At 58.1% G+C, this 22,213-nt stretch carries 21 protein-coding genes; 12 read left to right on the forward strand and 9 right to left on the reverse strand.

Annotated elements, in window-relative coordinates:
- Nucleotides 1-8: 8 nt before the first annotated feature.
- A complete protein-coding gene (locus ACXHRN_RS24795; RefSeq protein WP_488642017.1) occupies nucleotides 9-827 on the reverse strand; it encodes a pyruvate, water dikinase regulatory protein in 819 nt (272 codons plus the stop codon).
- Nucleotides 828-1,252: 425 nt separating this feature from the next.
- Between ACXHRN_RS24795 and hemE the strand changes: the two genes are divergently transcribed.
- The 8 genes from hemE (at nucleotide 1,253) to ACXHRN_RS24835 (ending at nucleotide 10,041) form a co-directional block, all read left to right on the forward strand.
- Nucleotides 1,253-2,263: a uroporphyrinogen decarboxylase gene (gene hemE / locus ACXHRN_RS24800; protein ID WP_488642018.1), complete on the forward strand. Its 1,011-nt coding sequence runs from the start codon at nucleotides 1,253-1,255 to the stop codon at nucleotides 2,261-2,263.
- Between the two features lie 12 nt (nucleotides 2,264-2,275).
- Entirely contained in the window at nucleotides 2,276-2,809 is a 534-nt protein-coding gene (gene hemJ, locus ACXHRN_RS24805) for a protoporphyrinogen oxidase HemJ (protein WP_488638929.1), read from the forward strand.
- Nucleotides 2,810-2,986: 177 nt separating this feature from the next.
- A complete protein-coding gene (gene rho, locus ACXHRN_RS24810; RefSeq protein ID WP_488638930.1) occupies nucleotides 2,987-4,252 on the forward strand; it encodes a transcription termination factor Rho in 1,266 nt (421 codons plus the stop codon).
- A 125-nt stretch (nucleotides 4,253-4,377) separates the two neighbouring features.
- Nucleotides 4,378-5,706: a tRNA uridine-5-carboxymethylaminomethyl(34) synthesis GTPase MnmE gene (gene mnmE / locus ACXHRN_RS24815; protein WP_488638931.1), complete on the forward strand. Its 1,329-nt coding sequence runs from the start codon at nucleotides 4,378-4,380 to the stop codon at nucleotides 5,704-5,706.
- Nucleotides 5,707-5,799: 93 nt separating this feature from the next.
- A complete protein-coding gene (gene mnmG / locus ACXHRN_RS24820) occupies nucleotides 5,800-7,671 on the forward strand; it encodes a tRNA uridine-5-carboxymethylaminomethyl(34) synthesis enzyme MnmG (protein WP_488638932.1) in 1,872 nt (623 codons plus the stop codon).
- Between the two features lie 6 nt (nucleotides 7,672-7,677).
- Nucleotides 7,678-8,313: a 16S rRNA (guanine(527)-N(7))-methyltransferase RsmG gene (gene rsmG / locus ACXHRN_RS24825; RefSeq protein ID WP_488638933.1), complete on the forward strand. Its 636-nt coding sequence runs from the start codon at nucleotides 7,678-7,680 to the stop codon at nucleotides 8,311-8,313.
- 19 nt (nucleotides 8,314-8,332) lie between these two features.
- On the forward strand, nucleotides 8,333-9,130 hold the full coding sequence (locus ACXHRN_RS24830) for a ParA family protein (protein ID WP_488638934.1): 798 nt from the start codon (nucleotides 8,333-8,335) through the stop codon (nucleotides 9,128-9,130).
- Nucleotides 9,131-9,165: 35 nt separating this feature from the next.
- On the forward strand, nucleotides 9,166-10,041 hold the full coding sequence (locus ACXHRN_RS24835; RefSeq protein ID WP_488638935.1) for a ParB/RepB/Spo0J family partition protein: 876 nt from the start codon (nucleotides 9,166-9,168) through the stop codon (nucleotides 10,039-10,041).
- Nucleotides 10,042-10,063: 22 nt separating this feature from the next.
- On the opposite strand, the gene holA is transcribed toward ACXHRN_RS24835, so the two are convergent.
- From holA to leuS, 3 genes are read right to left on the reverse strand one after another with little or no spacing between them, the layout of a single operon-like run.
- Nucleotides 10,064-11,116, reverse strand: a complete 1,053-nt coding sequence (gene holA, locus ACXHRN_RS24840; protein ID WP_488638936.1) for a DNA polymerase III subunit delta — start codon at nucleotides 11,114-11,116, stop codon at nucleotides 10,064-10,066.
- Between the two features lies 1 nt (nucleotide 11,117).
- Nucleotides 11,118-11,642 (reverse strand): hypothetical protein, encoded by a 525-nt coding sequence (locus ACXHRN_RS24845; RefSeq protein ID WP_488638937.1) that lies wholly within the window; start codon nucleotides 11,640-11,642, stop codon nucleotides 11,118-11,120.
- The gene (gene leuS, locus ACXHRN_RS24850) at nucleotides 11,629-14,259 is read right to left on the reverse strand and encodes a leucine--tRNA ligase (RefSeq protein ID WP_488638938.1); all 2,631 of its coding nucleotides are present in this window, start codon (nucleotides 14,257-14,259) and stop codon (nucleotides 11,629-11,631) included. The genes ACXHRN_RS24845 and leuS overlap by 14 nt, the downstream gene beginning before the upstream one ends.
- A 159-nt stretch (nucleotides 14,260-14,418) precedes the next feature.
- Between leuS and ACXHRN_RS24855 the strand changes: the two genes are divergently transcribed.
- Nucleotides 14,419-15,075, forward strand: coding sequence for a YggS family pyridoxal phosphate-dependent enzyme (locus ACXHRN_RS24855; RefSeq protein WP_488638939.1), 657 nt, complete (start codon nucleotides 14,419-14,421; stop codon nucleotides 15,073-15,075).
- Here ACXHRN_RS24855 and ACXHRN_RS24860 read toward each other — a convergent pair.
- Both ACXHRN_RS24860 and ACXHRN_RS24865 read right to left on the reverse strand, forming a co-directional pair.
- Complete coding sequence (locus tag ACXHRN_RS24860) at nucleotides 15,067-15,444, reverse strand: hypothetical protein (protein ID WP_488638940.1); 378 nt, start codon at nucleotides 15,442-15,444, stop codon at nucleotides 15,067-15,069. The two genes, ACXHRN_RS24855 and ACXHRN_RS24860, sit on opposite strands and share 9 nt — an antisense overlap.
- A gap of 214 nt (nucleotides 15,445-15,658) precedes the next feature.
- Nucleotides 15,659-16,354 (reverse strand): DUF1013 domain-containing protein, encoded by a 696-nt coding sequence (locus ACXHRN_RS24865; protein WP_488638941.1) that lies wholly within the window; start codon nucleotides 16,352-16,354, stop codon nucleotides 15,659-15,661.
- Between the two features lie 222 nt (nucleotides 16,355-16,576).
- Between ACXHRN_RS24865 and acs the strand changes: the two genes are divergently transcribed.
- A complete protein-coding gene (gene acs, locus ACXHRN_RS24870) occupies nucleotides 16,577-18,529 on the forward strand; it encodes an acetate--CoA ligase (RefSeq protein ID WP_488638942.1) in 1,953 nt (650 codons plus the stop codon).
- A gap of 42 nt (nucleotides 18,530-18,571) precedes the next feature.
- On the opposite strand, the gene ACXHRN_RS24875 is transcribed toward acs, so the two are convergent.
- The 3 genes from ACXHRN_RS24875 to ACXHRN_RS24885 form a co-directional block, all read right to left on the reverse strand.
- Nucleotides 18,572-18,829, reverse strand: coding sequence for an excalibur calcium-binding domain-containing protein (locus ACXHRN_RS24875; RefSeq protein ID WP_488638943.1), 258 nt, complete (start codon nucleotides 18,827-18,829; stop codon nucleotides 18,572-18,574).
- A gap of 74 nt (nucleotides 18,830-18,903) precedes the next feature.
- Entirely contained in the window at nucleotides 18,904-19,374 is a 471-nt protein-coding gene (locus ACXHRN_RS24880) for a thermonuclease family protein (RefSeq protein ID WP_488638944.1), read from the reverse strand.
- Nucleotides 19,375-19,425: 51 nt separating this feature from the next.
- Nucleotides 19,426-19,626 (reverse strand): DUF1674 domain-containing protein, encoded by a 201-nt coding sequence (locus ACXHRN_RS24885; protein ID WP_488638945.1) that lies wholly within the window; start codon nucleotides 19,624-19,626, stop codon nucleotides 19,426-19,428.
- Between the two features lie 110 nt (nucleotides 19,627-19,736).
- Here ACXHRN_RS24885 and htpX point away from each other — a divergent pair, with 110 nt between their 5' ends.
- Entirely contained in the window at nucleotides 19,737-20,786 is a 1,050-nt protein-coding gene (gene htpX, locus ACXHRN_RS24890; RefSeq protein WP_488638946.1) for a zinc metalloprotease HtpX, read from the forward strand.
- The gene (locus tag ACXHRN_RS24895; protein ID WP_488638947.1) at nucleotides 20,783-22,159 is read left to right on the forward strand and encodes an RsmB/NOP family class I SAM-dependent RNA methyltransferase; all 1,377 of its coding nucleotides are present in this window, start codon (nucleotides 20,783-20,785) and stop codon (nucleotides 22,157-22,159) included. Before htpX ends, ACXHRN_RS24895 begins: the two co-directional genes overlap by 4 nt.
- Nucleotides 22,160-22,213: the final 54 nt, after the last annotated feature.

Below are 22,213 nucleotides of genomic sequence, written 5' to 3' on the forward strand. Positions count from 1 at the left end.
TGAATTTCCTATCTGAGCTTCGGGCGCAGGGCAACGATCGCGGCTGCGGTTTCCTCGATGGATTTTCGGCTGACATCGATGATCGGCCAGTTGTAGCGCGCGCAGACCTGCTTGGCGTATTTCAGCTCTTCCGAGATCATTGAGCGATCCGTATAGGTCTCCTGATATCCGACCGTCGAGCCAAGCACCCGGTTCTGCCTGACCTGCGAGATATGGTCGATGGTCGCTACGAGACAGACGATCAGCGGCTTGGCGGCCGTGAACAGCTTCTCTGGTAACTGCATTCCATAGACGATGGGCACATTGGCCGTCTTGATACCGCGATTGGCAAGATAGATCGCCGTCGGCGTCTTAGACGTCCGCGATATGCCCAGGAGAATGACATCGGCCTCGTCGATATCATGCGGCAACTGGCCGTCGTCGTGATCCATGGTGAAGTTGAGCGCTTCGATACGGGCGAAATATCCGGCGTTCAATTGATGCTGCGCGCCTACCCGCCTCCTTGTTGGGGCACCGAGATACGCCTGGAAAATCTGCAGAACCGGTTCGATGACCGAGACGCACGGCACCCCCATCGTCCGGCACGCCTCATCAATCAGACCGGCGAGTTCATGATCAATCACCGTGTGCAGCACGATACCCGGCGCGGCATCAATCTCTTCCAGGACATCGGCAACCTGCTTCCTGTTCCTGACCAGCGGATAGACATGCTCGACCGCAAGCGAGTCGCCAAACTGCGAGGCAGCTGCCCGGCCCGCAGCAATGAGAGTCTCTCCGGTCGAGTCAGAAATGAGATGCAGATGAAAGAACTTTTTCTTGTTTTCCACGTTTAAGAGGTCCGCCTGTTGATGAAGGTGGATAAACTGCCGGTCTAGACCGCACCCCTTCTCATGTCCGGTAAAACTCGAGAGTTGTCCACACCCTTTACCCGACGGGACAGAAATCAAACTGATCTGTGGAGAAGCGGGAAAACCTCGATAACCATGTTTGGCATCCACAGCTTATCCACAATGAAGGAACCGCCTTCAATTTAGCCAAGCATCTGAAAAATATACGTAATCTATGTTTCCGTCACTTTTACGTCTTACAGCCGGAATCGTTGTCCTCGTGAGTGACACTGAATCCCAAAAACCGTGGAGAACACCTGAGACACTTTAATCCTTGAAACTCACCGACTCTTAAGAAATAGAAATCAAGAAAATTAGAAATCTTTTGATAGAGGTGGGCTGTGGATAGGCCGGAGCGGACTGTGATGAAGGTGTTGGCCGGAGAGACAATCTCGCCACCGCCCGTCTGGCTGATGCGGCAAGCAGGCCGTTACCTCCCCGAGTATCGGGCGACTCGCAGTACCGCGAATGGCTTTCTCGATCTCTGTTATACGCCGGATCTGGCTGTTGAAGTGACCATGCAACCGATCCGCCGCTTCGGCTTTGATGCAGCCATCCTGTTTTCCGACATCCTCGTCATACCCGATGCATTCGATCGAAACGTTCGCTTTGTCGAAGGAGAAGGCCCACAGCTTGACCCGATCGACGTGGCCGGGATCGAAGCGCTTGTGATGCCTGATATCGCCAAGTTCCTGGCACCGGTGCTAGAGACGGTTGGCCGCTTGCGGACGACACTGCCGAGCGAAACCACGCTGCTTGGCTTCTGTGGGGCGCCCTGGACGATTGCGACCTACATGATTGCCGGCCACGGTACGCCCGACCAGGCGCCGGCCAGGCTGTTTGCCTATCAGCACCCAAAGGCTTTCGAAAAGTTGCTGGCGATCGTCGCCGAGGCCTCGGTGGATTACCTGATCGCCCAGATCGATGCCGGCGCCGATGCGCTTCAGATCTTCGATTCCTGGGCAGGCGTGCTCGGTGACCGGGAATTTGAGGATTATGCGATCAAACCGGTCCGGCGGATTATCGACGAAGTGAAGGCCGCCCGCCCGCATGCCAAGATTATCGCCTTTGCCAAGGGTGCCGGATACAATCTCAAGGCCTATCGACAAGGCACGAATGCCGACGCCATCGGCCTCGATTGGTCCGTGCCGCTCGCGTTTGCGGCTGAGTTGCAGAAGGACGGCCCCGTTCAGGGTAATCTCGATCCGTTGACGATGGTGTCCGGTGGACGTTCGCTCGACGAGGGTGTCGATCGCATTCTCCAGCATCTGGGCGGCGGGCCACTAATATTCAATCTCGGTCACGGGATAACCCCACAGGCGGATCCCGAGAATGTCACGCGGCTGCTCGAGCGGGTGCGATCCTTTAAGGGCTGATCGGAGATATCCATGAGCGAGCGAGATGTGGCGCCGGGCGGCAAGGCCAAGATCAGGGCGGCGGTCGCATTGCTGATCGTCGTCCTCATTGCCGCGGCAATTCTGTATTTCGATGGCGATAATGCCTATTTGTGGGTCAAGGCGTTCCACGTGATTGCCGTGATCGCATGGATGGCGGGCCTGCTCTATCTGCCACGGCTGTTCATCTATCACTTCCAGACGCAGCCTGGTTCCGAGGCGTCAAATCTCTTCAAGACCATGGAGCTCAGGCTTTTCCGGATCATCATGAACCCGGCGATGATGATCGCCTGGCTCTGCGGTCTCTACCTGGCCTGGGATGGGTTTCGCTTTCAGGGTGGCTGGCTGCACACGAAACTGCTGGCTGTCGTTCTTTTGACAGGGACGCACGTCTATTACGGCCGTGCCATACGGGCTTTCGGTCGCGAGGAGCGCCCGAGGAGCCAGCGCTTCTGGCGTGTGATGAACGAGGCGCCGGCGTTGTTGATGATTGTCATCGTGCTGATGGTTGTGCTCAAGCCGTTCTGATATATCTTGCCAAAGCTGGACATTTCTGGCACAGCGCTCTTGCAGCGTGAAAAGCGAAGCGCTATTTTACCGCTGCTTCCAAGCACTACGGCATGTGTCCCAGTCCCTCACCGTGCCCTCTCCTGAAAACCGATACCGGTTCTTCCCCCTCCGCACACTTTTCCATGGTCCTATTTAATGGCTGAAATGAAGCTTCAAGAACTTAAGAACAAGACGCCGACTGATCTCCTGGCATTTGCCGAATCGGTGAGTGTCGAGAATGCCAGCGTCATGCGCAAGCAGGAGCTGATGTTCGCTATTTTGAAAAACCTGGCGGCGCAGGAAGTCGAGATCATCGGCGAAGGTGTTGTCGAATTGTTGCAGGACGGCTTTGGCTTTATGCGCTCTGCCAACGCCAACTACCTCCCGGGTCCGGATGATATTTATATCTCGCCCTCCCAGATTCGCCGATTCTCGCTGAAGACGGGCGATACGGTCGAGGGTCCGATCCGCAGCCCGAAGGAAGGCGAACGTTACTTCGCTCTTCTCAAGGTCAACACCATCAATTTCGAGGATCCCGAAAAGATCCGCCACAAGGTGCATTTCGACAACCTGACGCCGCTCTATCCGAACGAGCGCTTCAAGATGGAAATCGACAATCCCACCAGCAAGGACATGTCGCCGCGGGTCATCGACCTCGTGGCCCCGATCGGCAAGGGCCAGCGCGGACTGATCGTCGCTCCGCCCCGCACCGGTAAGACCGTGCTGCTGCAGAATATCGCCCACTCGATCACCGCCAATCATCCGGAATGCTATCTGATCGTTCTGCTGATCGACGAGCGGCCGGAAGAAGTCACCGATATGCAGCGCTCGGTGCGCGGTGAAGTCGTGTCGTCGACCTTCGATGAGCCGGCCGTGCGCCACGTTCAGGTCGCCGAAATGGTCATCGAAAAGGCCAAGCGCCTGGTCGAACATGGCCGCGACGTCGTCATCCTGCTTGATTCCATCACGCGCCTCGGCCGCGCTTACAACACTGTCGTGCCGTCGTCCGGCAAGGTGCTGACAGGCGGTGTTGATGCCAATGCGCTGCAGCGCCCGAAGCGCTTCTTCGGCGCCGCGCGTAACATCGAGGAAGGTGGTTCGCTGACCATCATCGCCACCGCGCTGATCGATACTGGCAGCCGTATGGACGAAGTGATCTTTGAAGAATTCAAAGGAACCGGCAATTCGGAAATCGTGCTCGACCGTAAGGTCGCCGACAAGCGCATCTTCCCGTCGATGGACATTCTCAAGTCCGGTACACGCAAGGAAGAGCTGCTCGTTCCGCGTCAGGACCTGCAGAAGGTCTTTGTTCTACGTCGCATTCTGGGCCCGATGGGAACCACCGATGCGATCGAGTTCCTGATCGACAAGCTCAAGCAGACCAAGACCAACGCCGACTTCTTCGATTCGATGAATACTTGATTTGCCGGATTCCGGTATCACTTAGCCGGATTCGCCAATCTAATGTGGAGCGACTGCCCAGGAGCGCCCGGCCTTGTTATGAGGCTTTGGGCGCTTCAAGCGTTCTGAACTCGGGATAGAATGACATGGCCAGGAGCCAGGATACGATTTACGCACTCTCCAGCGGTACGCTGCCCGCCGGCGTTGCGGTGATTCGCATCAGCGGCAGTCGCTCACTGGAGGTAGCGGAATCCCTTTGCGGTGTGCTTCCTGCCCCGAGGCAAGCCGCCCTGCGATGGATTTGCGACCGCAACAGCGAGCCGATCGACCAAGGGCTTGTCCTGCATTTCCCTGGCCCTGCTTCCTTTACCGGCGAAGATTGCCTCGAGTTCCAGGTTCACGGCGGCCGTGCCTCTGTTGCGGCACTGTTGGCGACACTAGCTTCCTTTGAGGGTGTCCGGTTGGCAGAAGCCGGGGAGTTTTCACGACGGGCGTTTGACAATGGCAAGATGGACTTGGTCGAAGCCGAAGGCCTGGCTGATCTCATAGCTGCAGAGACGGAAATGCAGCGTCGACTTGCCATGGAGCAAAGCAATGGTCACCTCTCAGCGCTTTATCAATCATGGATGACCCGATTGACGCGTTGTCGGGCGTTGATCGAGGCGGAGCTCGATTTCCCCGAGGAAGAGGACATTCCAGGCTCCGTCAGTGACGCCGTATGGAAAACCGTGGCTGAGATCGCTCAAGAAATAGCTGATCATCTGGACAAGCATAAAGCGGCCGAAATTGTCAGGGGTGGGTTCAAGGTGGTTATCGCCGGCCGGCCCAATGCTGGAAAATCAAGCCTCCTGAATGCATTGGCTCAAAGAGAAGTCGCAATCGTTACGGAGATCGAGGGCACGACCCGCGACCTGATATCGGTTGATCTTGATATGGCTGGCTATCTCGTCCGCCTGACCGACACCGCAGGTATGCGCGCAACAGAGGATCGCGTGGAACAGGAAGGTGTGCGCCGTGCAATCCGTTCGATGCAAGAGGCCGATCTGGTTTTGGTATTGAAGGACGTGGCCGACGACGAAGACTATCCCGAAATCGATTCGCCGGCAGCACTATTGAAAATAGTCACTAAAGTTGATACACGGCCGGACTTGTCGATGCCAACGGGTGACGCGGAAATTGCCGTTTCCACACAAGATGGATCCGGAATCGATTCTCTAACGAAACGAATCTCTGCATTTCTCGACAATACCGTAAACTATTCCGGTGAAGCAACGGCAGTCCGGGCCAGGCAAGTTGACTTGTTGCGTGAGACTTTTGAGCAATTGCAAATGTGTCTCAATCAATCCGGGCGTAGCATTGAATTGAGAGCGGAAGACCTTCGGAAGTCCGCGCATCTGCTTGGAAAGATTACAGGTTTCGTGGATGTTGAAGACCTGTTGGATGTGATTTTCTCCGAATTCTGTATTGGCAAGTGACATGGAATTTCGCGGCAAACGAGTCTTAGGTGTTTCACGTGAAACGCAGCGTGTAATTTGAATCGGTAGCGGAACAGTTGCCGGAGTGGACAGATGAACGAACAATATGATGTGATCGTTATTGGCGGCGGGCATGCCGGCTGTGAAGCCGCAGCTGCCTCGGCGCGCTATGGCGCGAAGACTGCCCTGGTGACCCACAAGCGTGACACGATCGGCGTCATGTCCTGCAATCCGGCGATTGGTGGCCTCGGAAAGGGCCATCTCGTTCGTGAAGTGGATGCACTGGACGGGCTCATGGGCCGCGTCGCCGATCAGGCAGGTATTCAGTTTCGCTTGCTCAATCGGAAAAAGGGGCCGGCTGTCCGCGGTCCGCGTACTCAGGCAGATCGAAAGCTCTATCGCCTTGCCATGCAAGCGATACTCTCTGACTATCCGAATCTGAGGATTATCGAGGGAGACGCGTTTGATCTTGATATCAAAGACAATCGAGTCGGTAGCGTAACGTTTTCCGATGGGCGCTCGATCGCGTGCCGATCGGCTGTGATTACGACGGGCACCTTTTTGCGCGGGCTTATTCATATTGGCGACCGGAAGATCCCGGCCGGGCGAGTCGGTGAGCAGCCTTCTATGGGTTTGTCCGAGACTTTTCGACGTACCGGCTTCTCGCTTGGCCGCCTGAAGACAGGCACACCAGCTCGACTGGACAGCACCACCATCGACTGGAGTGCCGTCGGCCGACAAGGCGCGGATGAAAGGCCTGTACCCTTCTCGTTCATGACGGACACGATCACCAATCCGCAGATCGATTGCGGCGTGACGAGAACAACCGCCGCGACACACAAGATTATTGCAGACAATCTCGGTCGGTCGGCGATGTATTCTGGGCAGATTGAGGGCGTCGGCCCACGCTACTGTCCCTCGATCGAGGACAAGATCGTTAAGTTTGGCGAACGCGATGGGCATCAGATCTTTCTGGAACCGGAGGGGCTGGACGACAACACCGTCTATCCCAATGGCATATCCACCTCGCTGCCCGAGGACGTCCAGGAGCTGTTCATCAAGACAATTCCGGGTCTTGAGCACGTTCGTATCCTGCAACCTGGCTATGCGATCGAGTATGATCATGTTGATCCCCGCGAGCTCAAACTGAGTCTGGAGACGAAGCGGGTCGAGGGGTTGTTCCTGGCCGGCCAGATCAATGGCACAACGGGTTATGAAGAGGCCGCTGCGCAGGGTCTGGTGGCGGGCCTGAACGCTGCGCGTCGCGCCGGCTCGACCGAGACCGTCGAGTTCAGCCGTACAGAATCCTACATTGGTGTGATGATTGATGATCTCACCTCGCGTGGCGTTGCCGAGCCCTATCGGATGTTCACGTCCAGAGCAGAGTACCGGCTATCGCTCCGGGCTGATAATGCCGATCAGCGCCTAACGCCGAGAGGCATCGAACTCGGTCTCGTGAATGAGGAGCGCTCTGCCCGATTCGGCAGGTGGCAACTCGAAGTCGCCAAGTGGCGCGATCGGCTGCAGTCTCTCTCGCTTACGCCGAGTGAAGCCGGGAAGGTAGGCCTGAAGCTGAACCAGGATGGCCAGAGACGCACTGCGTTTGAACTTCTTTCGTATCCGGAACAGACGGTCGAATTTCTCTCTACGGTGTGGCCGGATCTTCAGGAGATGACTAGCAGTGTACGAGAAGCCTTGGAGATTGAGGCGTCGTATTCGGTCTATATGGATCGCCAGGCGGCAGATATCGCCGAGATTCGCCGCGAGGAGAGCAAATCTATCCCTGCCGATCTGGATTTCTCGAGTCTGTCCGGCCTGTCGAATGAGCTCAAGCAGAAACTCGCTCGCCTTCGTCCCGCAAATATCGCACAGGCTAGTCGGCTTGATGGGATGACGCCGGCTGCGATTTCGCTGCTGCTTGTGGCTATTCGCAGGCACGACCAGGAACAGCGGATAGCAGGATAGACTGCAATGAATAAGAGTCTACCATCGGAGACAAACGCGCTGGGTGTTTCACGTGAAACAGTCGAGCGTCTCCGACACTTTGCCGCGCTCTTTCAAAAGTGGGCGGGAACGATCAATCTGGTGGCGCCGTCGACCATCGGAGATCTGTGGGATCGCCATATTCGAGACAGCCTGCAAATCCAGGCTCTTTCGCCCATACCGGCAATCTGGGCTGATCTTGGCAGCGGAGGTGGCTTCCCGGGTATCGTAACTGCAATCTGTCTGGCAGAGCGCAATGCCGGCTGGGTGCATTTGGTCGAGAGCAACAATAAAAAAGCGGCATTTCTGCGGACCGTTTTGCAGGAGACAGGCGCGCGGGGAACGGTCCACGCGGTTCGGATTGAGAAGGCGCCTGACATCATTCAGCAATGTGATCGTATCTCGGCGAGAGCACTCGCCGATCTAGATCAACTGTTCGGGTATATCGAGCCTTGGGCCATCCGGAATGCAGAACTGAAGGCCTATTTGCATAAAGGCCGGGATTACCGGCGCGAACTCGAACTTTCGCATAGGCGGTGGAATCTTGATCTGGTAATACATCAGAGCATTATCGAGGCAGATTCCGTCATTCTTGAAGTCGGCGGTCTCATGCGCAAGAGTTGAAAAGATTCGGCGGGCGAGCATGAACAGACCTAAGCATCGTATCATCACTATAGCCAATCAGAAGGGTGGCGTCGGCAAAACGACGACGGCCATCAATCTTGCGACTGCGCTTGCCGCCATCGGCGAGAATGTGTTGATCGTAGATCTTGATCCTCAGGGCAATGCCAGCACCGGCCTGGGCATTAACCGGAAGGACCGCAAGCTGTCCACCTATGACCTGATGGTGGGGAGCCAGAGCATTCTGGAAGTCACGATGCCGACCGTCGTGCCGAACCTCGCCATAGCGCCATCGACGATGGATCTTTTGGCGGTGGAGACGGAGATCGGCCAACAGTCTGATCGCGTTTTCCGCCTGAAGAAGGCTCTGGAGGCGCCGGAGGCCAGCATCTACAGCTATATTCTCATCGACTGCCCACCGTCGTTCAACCTGTTGACGATGAACGCCCTTGCCGCCGCTCAGTCGGTTCTGGTGCCGCTGCAATGCGAATTTTTCGCCCTTGAGGGCCTTAGTCAGCTGCTGGAAACCGTCGATCAGGTTCGCAGGACCGTCAATCCTGGCCTCGATATCCAAGGTATCGTGTTGACAATGTTCGATTCTCGCAACAATCTGGCTCAACAAGTGGTGTCGGATGTGCGGGAGCATCTGGGCGACAAAGTCTATCATACGTTGATCCCGCGGAATGTGCGGGTCTCGGAGGCCCCTTCCTACGGCAAGCCTGCGATTCTCTACGATCTGAAATGTGCCGGCAGCCAGGCGTATCTGCAGCTTGCTTCAGAAGTCATTCAACGTGAACGACAACATAATCGGGCAGCATGATTAATTCGCCTGCGAAATGTTTTAGGTAGAATAAGATGAACGATGATCCCTCAAAGCGCCGTCTGGGGCGCGGTCTTGCCGCCTTGATTGGCGAAATGGATCAACCGATCGAATCGATGGGAAGACCGAGCGTTAGCGCCGATCGGAAAGTGCCGATCGAGCATGTCGTGCGAAACCCCAAGAACCCGCGCAAAAGCTTCCTGGAGGGCGACCTTCAGGATCTGGCATCGTCCATCCGCCAGCATGGTATCGTGCAGCCAGTGGTCGTCCGCCCGGTTGAGGGCAACAAATTCGAGATTATCGCCGGCGAACGTCGGTGGCGTGCAGCCCAGCTGGCTGGACTGGTTGATATTCCGGTTATCATCCGCGAAGTCGACGATCGAACGGCTCTTGAGCTAGCGATCGTCGAGAATGTCCAGCGCGCTGACCTCAATCCGGTTGAAGAGGCGTTGGGTTACGAGCAGCTTATTGCCGAACATGGCTACACGCAGAACGATCTCGGCGAAATCATTGGAAAGAGCCGCTCACATGTGGCAAACAGCCTGCGTTTGCTGAAGCTGCCAGACCAGGTTCGCGGCATGCTGTTCGATGGCAGCCTTTCAGCCGGTCACGCGCGTGCATTGATTCCGACATCCGATCCGGTGGCTTTGGCGCGTTCGATTGTCGCCAAGGGTATGTCGGTGCGTGATGCCGAGCGTCTGGCACAGAACGATATTAAAGCGCAAACCAACCCTCTTCCGGCCACCAAGACCGAGAAGGACGCGGACACAATGGCGCTTGAGCGCACGCTTTCCGACAGCCTGGGCCTTGAAGTGAAGGTCAACCACAAGGGCGAGGGCGGCAAGCTGCAGATTTCTTATCGATCGCTGGAGCAGTTGGAAGAAATCTGCCGTCTTCTGGAGCGCCGATAATATTATTTCGCTAGCGGAATGATTAGCTGCGGCTTGCGGCGCGATTGCGTGCCGAGATAAGCGTCGTCGCCAGCAGGGTCTGTACTGCAATCGTATCCTCCAGGGAGGAACGCTGGCGGGTTTGCAGGATTGCGTTCTGCAGCCTGTTCAGTTCGTTGCCGATTGAGCCCGCATTCCACTGTTTTAATGCAGTTTCCACTATCGGTTTGCGACGAAAATGCAGGTGTCGAGCGTGGATATTCATCACTTCTGCAGCACCGAGACGTTTCTCGTCCATGTCGGCGCGCATCACGTCCATCAGTTGGAACATGCGCAGGCATCCCTGGAGAACGAGAAAGACCGGTGTCTTGGACGCGGTGACCTTCTGCATGGCGCTGAGAAAGCCTGGACGGTTGCCCTCAAGGACCGAATCGATGGCATCGTCGGTGGATATGGCGCTGGCATCGCCAACGATTTCAATGACATGGCGCAGTTCGATCAGCTTTTCGCCCATAGCGTAGAGGCCGAGCTTCCTGATTTCATTGCGAGAAGCAATACGGTCACCGCCCAAACACTCCAGCAGGGCTTGGCGTGCTTCTGATGTAATGCCGACGCCAAACGCCGCCAGTTCGGCGTCTATGAGTACGTTGAGACTCTTTACGTCATCCGCATAGCAGGGGATTGCCACTGCGCCGCCGGCGGCCTCGGCGGCCTTGCGGAGATTGGCGCCTTTCTTGAGGTCTCCCGCCTCGATGAGGACGGTGACGCTCTCAGGCATCTTTTCGGCTAGTGCGGAAACCGCATCCGCCAATCCCTTGTCGGCGCCGGCGCCCTTGATCCAGATGAGTTTGTCGCCGCCGAAAAGGCCAGTAGAGTAGGCCTCGTCGAACAGGCGTCCTGGATCGCTGGTAATGTCGGAGGCGTCGAGCCGCATGAAAGAGAAAGCGTCTGACGTATCGACGCCGCTCAGTTTGGCGAGCACGCCTGCCCGCTCGGAGACGAGGCCCCTATCCGGGCCATAGATCAGGAACAGCCGAAAATCCCGGCTGCGGCGCTTGGCAAACTGCTCGAACTCATGCGCCTTGATCTCGGCCATATCACCGCCCGAGCCAGCCTGCCAGATCGGCGCGGATCAGCTCCGCAAGTTCACGGGCGGCTCTGTTCTCCGCGTCACGCGTGGCACGAATCTTGGCGAATTCCTGTTCGGAGAAATCGACAAGCGCCACAGTCGAACGCCGACCGGTCTTGAGTACTTCGCCTGTCGCGCGACGCTTCAGCGTGAAATCCGCGACCAGAACGATGCGGCCGGCGCGCGGCTGGTCGGAAGAAACCTCGACCAGAACGCCGATATTGCGCTCCTTGATCTTCAAATCGACGTCATACTCCGGGTTCGCAGGCTCGCCTGCGCCGCCAGAAGCCATGAAGATCAACTGGTTACGAACCTCCAGCCCGACACGGTCCTCGGCTTCGGAGAAGGCGATCGATTTCAGCGCGGCCTCGGTGGCGCCGTTGGTCGCATAGAGTGGCCGCACCTGGCAGCCGCCCGCGATCAACAACAATGACAATCCGGCCACGCCCAATAGCAGGCGCCTCGATGGGGTCTTGCGATCAGACGACGACATTCACGATCCTTTGTGGAACCACGATGATTTTCTTCGGCTCTTTGCCATCGAGAGCGGCCTTGACGCTTTCAAGAGCGAGGACAGCTTGCTGGATGGAAGTTTGATCTGCATCCCGGGCAATTGTCAAATCGGCGCGCTTCTTGCCGTTGATCTGCACCGGCAAAGTGATCTCGTTCTCCACCACCAGCGCTTCGTCATAGATCGGCCAAGCGGTGTCGGCGAGCAGGCCATCGTTGCCCAGCACCTTCCAGCATTCTTCAGCGAGATGCGGCGTCATCGGCGCGATGATATGTACGAGAATCTCCGCAGCCTCGCGAATGGCGGAGACGTAGTCCCTGTCCGCCTTTCCCTCAGCCACAGAGGCAAGAGGCTGCGCCAGTGCGTTGACGAGCTCGTACATGCGCGCGACGGCCTTGTTGAAGGCCAGACGCTCATAGTCGGACTGAACCTGCATCAGCGTCTTGTGGGCAACCTGCGACACAGTGAAGGCCGCACCTTCCTTAGCCGGCTTAGATTCTGCGGACTTCAGGACATCAGCGGCTTCCGAAATCAGTCTCCAGACGCGCTGGACGAAGCGATGGGCGCCTTCGACGCCGGATTCTGACCAGATGACATCACGTTCCGGCGGGGAATCGGAGAGAACGAAGAAGCGCGCCGTGTCCGCGCCGTACGACGCCAGGATATCATCGGGGTCGACGACGTTCTTTTTCGACTTCGACATTTTCTCAATAGAGCCGATGGCTATCGCTTCGCCGGATTCGAGATGAGTCGCGACGCGCTTGCCTTCAATCTCCTCGATCTTGACAAAAGCGGGTTCGATCCACTCGCGGCCGTGGCCTTCGCCGCGGCTGTAGGTCTCGTGCACCACCATGCCCTGGGTGAACAGACCCTTGAACGGCTCGTCGAGGCCGACATGGCCGGTGGCGCGCATGGCGCGGGTGAAGAAGCGCGAGTAGAGCAGATGCAGGATCGCGTGCTCGATGCCGCCGATATATTGGTCGACGGGCAACCAGGCGTCGGCGACCTTGGGGTCAGTCGGATCGTTCTCCCAAGGCGCGGTAAAGCGCGTGTAATACCAGGACGAATCGACGAACGTGTCCATGGTGTCGGTTTCACGACGCGCGTCCTTGCCGCATTGCGGGCAGGCGACATGGCGCCAGGTCGGATGACGGTCGAGAGGGTTGCCGGGGACATCGAAGGCGACGTCGTCGGGCAGCTTGACCGGCAGATCCTTCTTCGGCACCGGAACGACGCCGCAGACCTCACAGTGGATGACGGGGATCGGGCAGCCCCAGTAGCGCTGGCGGGAGATACCCCAGTCGCGCAGGCGGAAATTGACCTTGCGCTCGCCCTGGGCTTCGTCGCGGATGAAGTGGCTGGCCAGCCGATTGGCAACTTCCTCGAAAGCCGCGTCGATGGTCATGCCGTCCAGAAAGCGCGAATTGATCATTACGCCATCGCCGACATAGGCCTCATCGGTAATCCTGAAGCTTTCCTTGTCCGCATCGGCGGGCATGACGACCGGGACGACTGGCAGGCCGTATTTGTTGGCGAAATCGAGGTCGCGCTGGTCGCCCGAAGGGCAGCCGAAAATCGCGCCGGTGCCGTAATCCATCAGCACGAAATTGGCGATGTAAACGGGGATCTGCCAGTTCGGGTCGAGCGGATGCACGACCTTGATACCGGTATCCATGCCCATCTTTTCGGCCGTTTCCAGCGCCGCCACGGAGGTGCCGGAGTGGCGGCACGCATCGCAGAAAGCGGCAATCTCGGCGCGATTTTCGGCGGCCGCCTTGGCAACCGGATGATCGGCGGAAATGGCCAGGAACGAGGCGCCGAACAGCGTGTCCGGGCGCGTCGTGTAGACCTTGATTTCCTTTACCTCGGGAAAGCTGTTGGACGGTACGACTTCCCAACGGATGGTCAAGCCTTCGGAGCGGCCGATCCAGTTTTTCTGCATCAGCCGGACTTTTTCCGGCCATTGGTCGAGATGATCGAGCTGGTCGAGCAGATCCTGAGCAAAATCGGTGATCTTGAAGAACCATTGTGTCAGCTCACGCTGTTCGACCAATGCATCCGAGCGCCAGCCGCGGCCGTCGATGACCTGCTCGTTGGCGAGCACCGTCATATCGACCGGGTCCCAATTGACCTTGGAATTCTTGCGGTAGACGAGGCCCTTTTCCATCATGTCGAGGAACAGGTGCTGCTGGCGCTGGTAGTATTCGACGTCGCAGGTTGCGAATTCCCGCGACCAGTCGATCGAAAGGCCCATGGATTTCAGCTGCTTGCGCATCGTGGCGATGTTTTCGTAGGTCCAGGCCTTGGGATGAACCTTGTTTTTCATCGCCGCATTCTCGGCCGGCATGCCGAAGGCGTCCCAACCCATCGGATGCAGGACGTTGAAGCCGCGCGCACGCTTGTAGCGGGCCACGACGTCGCCCATCGCATAGTTGCGGACATGGCCCATATGGATGCGGCCGGACGGATAGGGGAACATCTCGAGCACGTAGTACTTGTCGCGCGGATCGTCGTTGTTGGTTTCGAAGACTTTTGCTTCGTTCCACCGCTTCTGCCAGCGGGGCTCGACCGCGGCCGGATTGTAACGTTCTGATGCCATTTATGCTGTCCGGAACCCTGAATTCTCGAATAAATTTGGGCTGACCTTCATCATGAAAGCTGCGTCGCGTCAAGTTTTTCGGACGAAATCGCCCTGCCCCTGTCTTGGCAATCATATGGTGGTTCCGGTAGGGAATAGCGAGCAACAGAGGTAGTCAAAATGACGGTCGTCGATCGGTTCAACGAGATCAAAGCGCGGATGGAAAAGGCCGCGGGTGATGCCAAGCGCAGGGATCATGCCGAGCTTGTCGTGGTCACGAAGACATTTGCGGCCGAAGACATCACGCCTGTGTTGGAGATAGGTCACAGGATCTATGGCGAAAACCGTGTCCAGGAAGCGCAGGGCAAGTGGCCGGATCTCAAGGCCCGGTATCCGGGCATCGAACTGCATCTGATCGGACCATTGCAATCCAACAAGGCGGGCGAAGCTGTCGCCCTGTTCGATGTCATCGAGACAGTGGATCGCGAGAAGATCGCGCGGGCGCTGAAGGCCGAAATGGACAAGCAGCAGCGATCGCTGCGCGTCTATGTTCAGGTCAATACCGGACTCGAGCCGCAAAAGGCGGGGATTGCGCCTGATGAAACCACTGCGTTCGTCGATCTTTGCCGCAAGGAACTCGGACTCGCCGTTGAGGGACTGATGTGCATCCCGCCGGCGGACGAAAATCCCGGCCCGCATTTTGCGCTGTTGGCGAAGCTTGCCGGCAAATGCGGGCTCGAGAAGCTTTCCATGGGCATGTCTGGAGATTTCGAGATCGCCGTCGCCTTTGGGGCGACGAGCGTTCGCGTCGGTTCGGCTATCTTCGGATCACGCTGAGCGCGGCGAGGTCGCGCGCGCGACAATGACCACGAAAAGCAGCATGCAGAGGATGAACAGGATCGAGCCGATCTTGGCGAGCGTTTCGCCGTTGCCGGTGATCGCCATGATGATTCCGGGAAACATCGCCCAGACCGCCAGATGGGCCAGCGCCACTTGGATCTTGCTCAATATGCCAACGGCGGCGTTGGGCCTCAGCGTGTAGAATGTCCCGAACAGCGCCATCATCACGCCGCCGATCAAATTGAGATGTGCATGCGCGGGCGCCAGCGTGTGATCGCCGGTGGCTGACATCCAGATGCCAAAGACCATTCCCGCCAAAAGATAAAGCGGCGACGTAATCCAACAGAGTCGTGCAAGCGTGTTCATGGTTTCCCCTCCCCGAGATCGCCCCGATTCAATATCGAGGCCCACGATTGCCGAGTTTACTCGCGAATCAGCAATTATCAATCGGCATTGTGGGGAGAAATGCTTGGGTAAACTTGAGTAAAGGCGCCTGCTTTATTTGTTCGCCTTGACGCAGCACTTGAAAATAGAAAGGCGGCCGAAGCCGCCTTAAAATCCAGAAGAATAGATCGCTCGCTCAGAAGCGGTCTTCTTCCTCTTCCTCGCGGTTGCCGGTCAACGACTTGAGCTTGGCGAACACGGCGTCTGCGTCGATTTCCTTGAAATCGTCGTGCTCGGCCGGTGCCTTTTCCGTCTCGCGTGCGGATTCGAGCGTGGCGCCCGCCTCTTCAGCGGTCTGGAACGGACGGCCCTTGGAGGCCTTCTCGACTTCCATGTCGAGGTCGATCTGCGAGCAGAGGCCGAGTGTCACGGGATCCATCGGCGCGAGGTTGGCCGAATTCCAGTGAGAGCGTTCGCGAATTTGCTGGATGGTGGTCTTGGTGGTGCCGACCAGGCGCGAAATCTGCGCGTCCTTCAGTTCGGGATGGTTGCGCACCAGCCAGAGAATAGCGTTGGGGCGATCCTGGCGCTTGGAAACCGGGGTGTAGCGCGGGCCCTTACGCTTGGATTCAGGCACACGAACCTTTGGCTCGGAGATTTTCAGCTTGTGCATCGGGTTGGCTTCGGCGCGGGCGATTTCGTCGCGCGACAGCTGGCCGGTGGAAATCGGATCGAGACCCTTGATACCCTGCGCTGCTTCGCCATCAGCGATTGCCTTGATCTCAAGCGGATGCAGCTTGCAGAACTGGGCGATCTGATCGAACGAAAGTGCCGTGTTGTCGACCAGCCAGACGGCGGTCGCCTTGGGCATGAGAAGCTGCTGCTGAGCCATGGATACAATCCTTCTGAGCCGCCTGCGCCGGTGCCGCAGGCCGTTTGTGTTAGTTCACAATGTCCGGGAAATCGGCGGCCTTATAACGTAACTGTCGCGCAATTGCAATTCTTTGAGAATCAATTGACCAAAGTCTGATTGCCGGGCGCGCATCTGCTGCTATGAATGTAGCACAGAAGCGCGTAACACGCGCTCAATTTTTTATGACTGTGGGAGGAATGCATGTCGTCGAAGGTTTACCCCGTGCTGAAATCCGCCAAGGAGCGGACCCTGATCGACAATCAGAGATATCTCAAGTGGTATGAGGACAGCATTGAAAACCCTGACAAATTCTGGGGAAAGCACGGCAAGCGCATCGATTGGTTCAAGCCCTATACCAAAGTCAAGAACACCTCATTCAAGGGCAAGGTGCCGATCAAGTGGTATGAGGACGGCCAGACCAACGTTTCCTACAATTGCATCGACCGACACCTGAAAAAGCATGGCGACCAGGTCGCCATTATCTGGGAAGGCGACAATCCCTATATCGACAAGAAGATCACCTACAACGAACTTTACGAGCATGTCTGCCGGCTCGCCAATGTGCTGAAAAAACATGGCGTCAAGAAGGGCGACCGCGTCACCATCTATATGCCGATGGTGCCGGAGGCTGCCTATGCGATGCTCGCCTGTTCGCGCATCGGCGCCGTGCATTCCGTGGTGTTCGGCGGCTTCAGCCCCGAGGCGCTTGCCGGACGCATCGTCGACTGTGAATCGACCTTTGTGATCACCTGCGACGAAGGCGTGCGCGGCGGCAAACCGATCCCGCTCAAGGAAAACACCGATACTGCTATCGATATTGCCGCCAAGAACTATGTCATGGTCAAGAATGTGCTGGTTGTGCGGCGCACCGGCGGCAAGACCGGCTGGGCGCCAGGCCGCGATCTCTGGTATCATCAGGAAACCGCCAGCGTGAAGGCGGATTGCCCGCCGGCCAAGATGAAGGCGGAAGATCCGTTGTTCATCCTTTATACGTCGGGTTCGACGGGCAAGCCGAAAGGCGTGTTGCACACGACCGGCGGCTATCTCGTTTATGCGTCGATGACGCATGAATATGTCTTCGACTATCACGACGGCGATATCTACTGGTGCACGGCCGATGTCGGCTGGGTCACCGGTCACTCCTACATCGTCTACGGGCCGCTCGCCAATTGCGCGACGACGCTGATGTTCGAGGGCGTGCCGAACTTTCCCGATCAGGGCCGCTTCTGGGAAGTCATCGACAAGCACAAGGTGAACATCTTCTACACGGCACCAACCGCGATCCGCTCGCTGATGGGTGCCGGCGACGACTTCGTCAAACGTTCGTCGCGCTCGAGCCTGCGGCTGTTGGGTTCGGTCGGTGAGCCGATCAACCCCGAGGCCTGGGAATGGTACTACAACGTGGTCGGCGAGGGCAAATCGCCGATCGTCGATACCTGGTGGCAGACAGAGACGGGGGGCATCCTGATCACGCCTCTGCCGGGTGCCACCAATCTCAAGCCGGGCTCGGCGACGCGGCCGTTCTTTGGCATCAAGCCGGAGCTGGTCGACAACGAAGGCAAGATTATCGAAGGCGCTGCCGACGGCAATCTGTGCATCACCGACAGCTGGCCGGGGCAGATGCGCACCGTCTATGGCGACCACGACCGCTTCATCCAGACCTATTTCGCCACTTACAAGGGCAAGTATTTCACCGGTGACGGCTGCCGCCGCGACGAGGATGGCTACTACTGGATCACCGGCCGCGTCGACGACGTGCTGAATGTCTCCGGTCATCGCCTGGGCACGGCGGAAGTTGAATCGGCGCTCGTCTCGCATCATGATGTCTCGGAAGCTGCTGTCGTCGGCTATCCCCACGACATCAAGGGCCAGGGCATTTATTGCTATGTGACGCTGATGTCGGGCGTCGAAGGCACGGACGAGCTGCGAAAGGCGCTGGTGGCGCATGTCCGTAAGGAAATCGGCCCGATCGCCTCGCCCGACAAGATCCAGTATGCGCCGGGCCTGCCGAAGACGCGTTCCGGCAAGATCATGCGGCGCATCCTGCGCAAGATCGCCGAGGACGATTTCGGTGCGCTGGGCGATACCTCGACGCTCGCCGATCCGGCTGTTGTCGAGGAACTGATCGCCAACCGGCAGAACAAGAAGGGCTGATCTGCCAGCTCTCTGCGGGCCGGTAGCCAATCGTTGCCGGCCTCAGCAACCCTGTCGAGATTTGATTTCCTCGACCTGCTCGACCGAATGGCAGACGTTTTCACAGGGAATGCCATCGCTGTCTCCGTCGGCTCTGACATAACCGCCACACCAAATGGCCACGGCTTCCTCGCAAGAATTGACCTGCTTGCAGCTCATTCTTGCCGCCACGGCGAATGGTGCTTGTCCATGTATCGCGGGCGGAAGCAGCGTAATCGCGGGCAACGCCAAGCGGCCGATCAGAAGAGATAGCGATGTCATTAGCGCGCCCCGAACTCCAAGGGCAACAAAAAATCTCTCTCTGGTTCTCCGTCAAGCAACTGTTTACAACCCGGCTAGGGGCAGATCTCACGCGGCTTCTTGCCGCCATCATAAGGTCTGACCATGCCGGCGGCCAGCAATTCGGCTGCAGCATCGCGCCCATCATCGACAATGACATCCGCCACGACCCGACCAAAATATTTGTCACCCGAGATCGACGACAAGGTCAACTTGCCGTTTGTTGCTACAAGCATGGAAGCCAAGGCTTCCTTCGCCGCCACAGCGCGGGCCCGCAGTTCCGGGCATTTCGACTTCATCTCCGGCGCATCGACGCCGCGAATGCGTACCGACACCGAGATCGTCTGTTGCGGCCAGGGTTTGGCGGCAACCAGCAACGTGTCGCCATCGATGATCGAGATCAACTCGGCCTCGACCGGGCCTTCGACATAGTAACGGTCATGGCGACCAGCCGCGAAGCTACCACCTGCAGGCCAAAGCAGGAGCGAAAGACATATCTGGGCGAGAATCAACCAGCGTGGTACCATTGCAGGAATATATTCCGCAAATATCGCATGATCAATAGGAATTATTTCATACTAGAAGTCGATGGCGCGACCGTTGACTTCCCAATCGCCAAAGCGTGCGGGGTCGGCGCCGCCGCGACCGCCGATTTCGGCCGGCAGCTTCTGCGGCTTTTCGGTCTTGCGGCGCTCCTCGGCTTCCTTCAAGGCGCGCAGGGCTGCAGGCGAAAGCGGGCGGGTGCCTTTTTCATCATTGTCGTTATCTGCTATGCTCATTCGGCGCTATCCAGTCTGATATGTTGAACTCTTCGTGCCCTTATCCCATTTTATAGGACAGAAAATGGACAAGGCAAAGGAATGTCCATCCGCCTTTTGAGGAGTGAACGATGAATTTCTTCCGGACAGCCATGTTGCTTGCATTCATGACTGCCCTGTTCATGGGTGTCGGATTCTTGATCGGCGGCCGCAGCGGTATGATGATCGCGCTGGTCATGGCCGCCGGGATGAACGTCTATTCCTGGTGGAATTCCGGGAACTCGGTGCTGAACGCCTATGACGCGCAGGAAATCGACGAGAAGAACGCGCCCGAATTTTTCACCATGATCCGCGATCTCTCGGCGCGCGCCAACCTGCCGATGCCACGTGTCTATCTCATCAATGAGGAACAGCCCAACGCCTTTGCCACGGGCCGTAATCCGGAGAATGCCGCAGTGGCCGCGTCGACCGGCCTGCTCAGGCGACTGACGCCCGAGGAAGTCTCGGGGGTGATGGCGCACGAGCTTGCGCACATCGAAAACCGCGATACGCTGACAATGACGGTGACGGCCACGCTGGCCGGCGCAATTTCCATGCTTGGCAATTTCGCCTTCTTCTTTGGCGGCTCGCGCGATGGCGAGCGTCACAACCCGATTGCCGGCCTTGTGGCGATGATTGTCGCGCCCTTTGCGGCAATGCTGGTGCAGATGGCCATCAGCCGCACCCGTGAATATGCGGCCGACCGCCGGGGTGCCGAGCTGTGCGGCAACCCGCTCTGGCTTGCCTCGGCGCTCAACAAGATTGCCAGGGACGCCCACGAGATCCCCAACGCGCATGCGGAGGCGCATCCCGCCACCGCGCATATGTTCATCATCAATCCGCTCTCGGGTGCGGGGATGGACAATCTGTTCTCGACCCATCCGAACACCGATAACCGGATCGCAGCATTGCAGGATATGGCGCGCAGCGGTCAGCCGCAGGCTCGTCCGGCGCCACGGCAGGCCAGCGCGCAAAGCCCGCAGGAACAGCAGCCTGAGCCGCAAAATACCAATCCCGGTCCGTGGGGACCCTCGACGGAAGAGGCCGAGCCTGATAAGCCCGTGCCCAACAAAGGCCGCTCGGTCCCGAACATCACCTGGGGACGCGGCAGCAACAAACCACCCGAAGGACCCTATTCTTGACATCAGACACTGGCCGACGCAGCCAGCATCCCACCGCGAAAGGCGGCAAGGTGCATTCTCCCCGCAGATCCGAGCCGGAAAAGCCGGGATTCCAGGCACGCGCCGCGGCCGTCAAGGTCATGAGCGCCGTCATCGGCCAGAAGACGCCGCTGGACGGCATGCTCGACGATCACCACGGCAACCCCGCCTTCTCCGTACTGTCTTTGCAGGACAGGGCGTTGGTGCGCGCCATCCTCAATTCCGGGCTGCGGCATCTCACCTGGATCGACGCGATCTTCGATAGCTATCTCGACAAGCCGTTGCCCGAGGGCGCCAGCCACTTGCGTCACATTCTCTCGGTTGCGGCGACGCAGATCCTGTTCCTGGATGTGCCCGACCATTCGGCGGTGGATATTGCCGTCGAGCAGGCCCGCCGCGACCCGCGCTCCAGCCGTTTTGCCAATCTGGTCAATGCCTTGCTTCGCCGTCTCGGCCGCGAAAAGCACGACGTGATCGAAGGCGTCAGCAAGGAAGTGTCGCCCCTGCCCGTCTGGTATCAGAAACGTCTCATCGCCACTTATGGCGCCGAAACCACTAAGGCGATCGGCGACGCGTTTCTGACCCTTGCTCCAATCGACCTGACAGTGAAGTCGGACCCACAGCATTGGGCGGACACGCTTGGCGGCACCGTGCTGCCGACGGGAACCGTGCGGCTCGACAAATTCGATGGTGCCGTTTCCGACCTGCCGGGCTTTGCCGATGGTACCTGGTGGGTCCAGGATGCGGCAGCAGCCATTCCGGCCCGGTTGATGGGCGATATCAAAGGCAAGCGCGTCGCCGATCTCTGCGCGGCGCCCGGCGGCAAGACCGCCCAGCTGATTGTCCAGGGTGCGGAGGTGACGGCCGTCGAGCAATCCGCCAGCCGCATCAAGCGGATGAAAGGCAATTTCGACCGGCTCGGCCTGACTGCAGAGATCGTCAATGCGCGCCTGGAGGAATACGAGCCTGCAGAGCCATTCGACGCGGTGCTGCTGGACGCGCCCTGCTCATCCACCGGCACGATCCGCCGGCATCCCGATGTGCTCTGGACCAAGGGCGCCGAAGATATCGAGACGCTGGCCGGCGTGCAGTACAGGTTGCTTGCCAGTGCATTCAATCTGGTGCGTCCGGGTGGAACGATCGTCTTCTCCAACTGCTCGCTCGACAGGCTTGAAGGCGAAGAACTTGTGGAAAAATTCCTCAAGCAACAGCCCGAGGTCGAACGCGTGCCAATCGACAAATCGGATTGGCCGGGGCTTGAGACGGCGATTACCGACAAGGGCGAATTCCGTACAACGCCTGCGATGCTCGGCGGCATGGACGGCTTCTATGCTGCCGTGCTGCGACGACGCTAGGTTGAAACCCCAACCAAATATCTGAAACTTAACGTTATCAATAGATCTCGCGGC

It is taken from the genome of Shinella sp. OV683 (assembly GCF_057787725.1).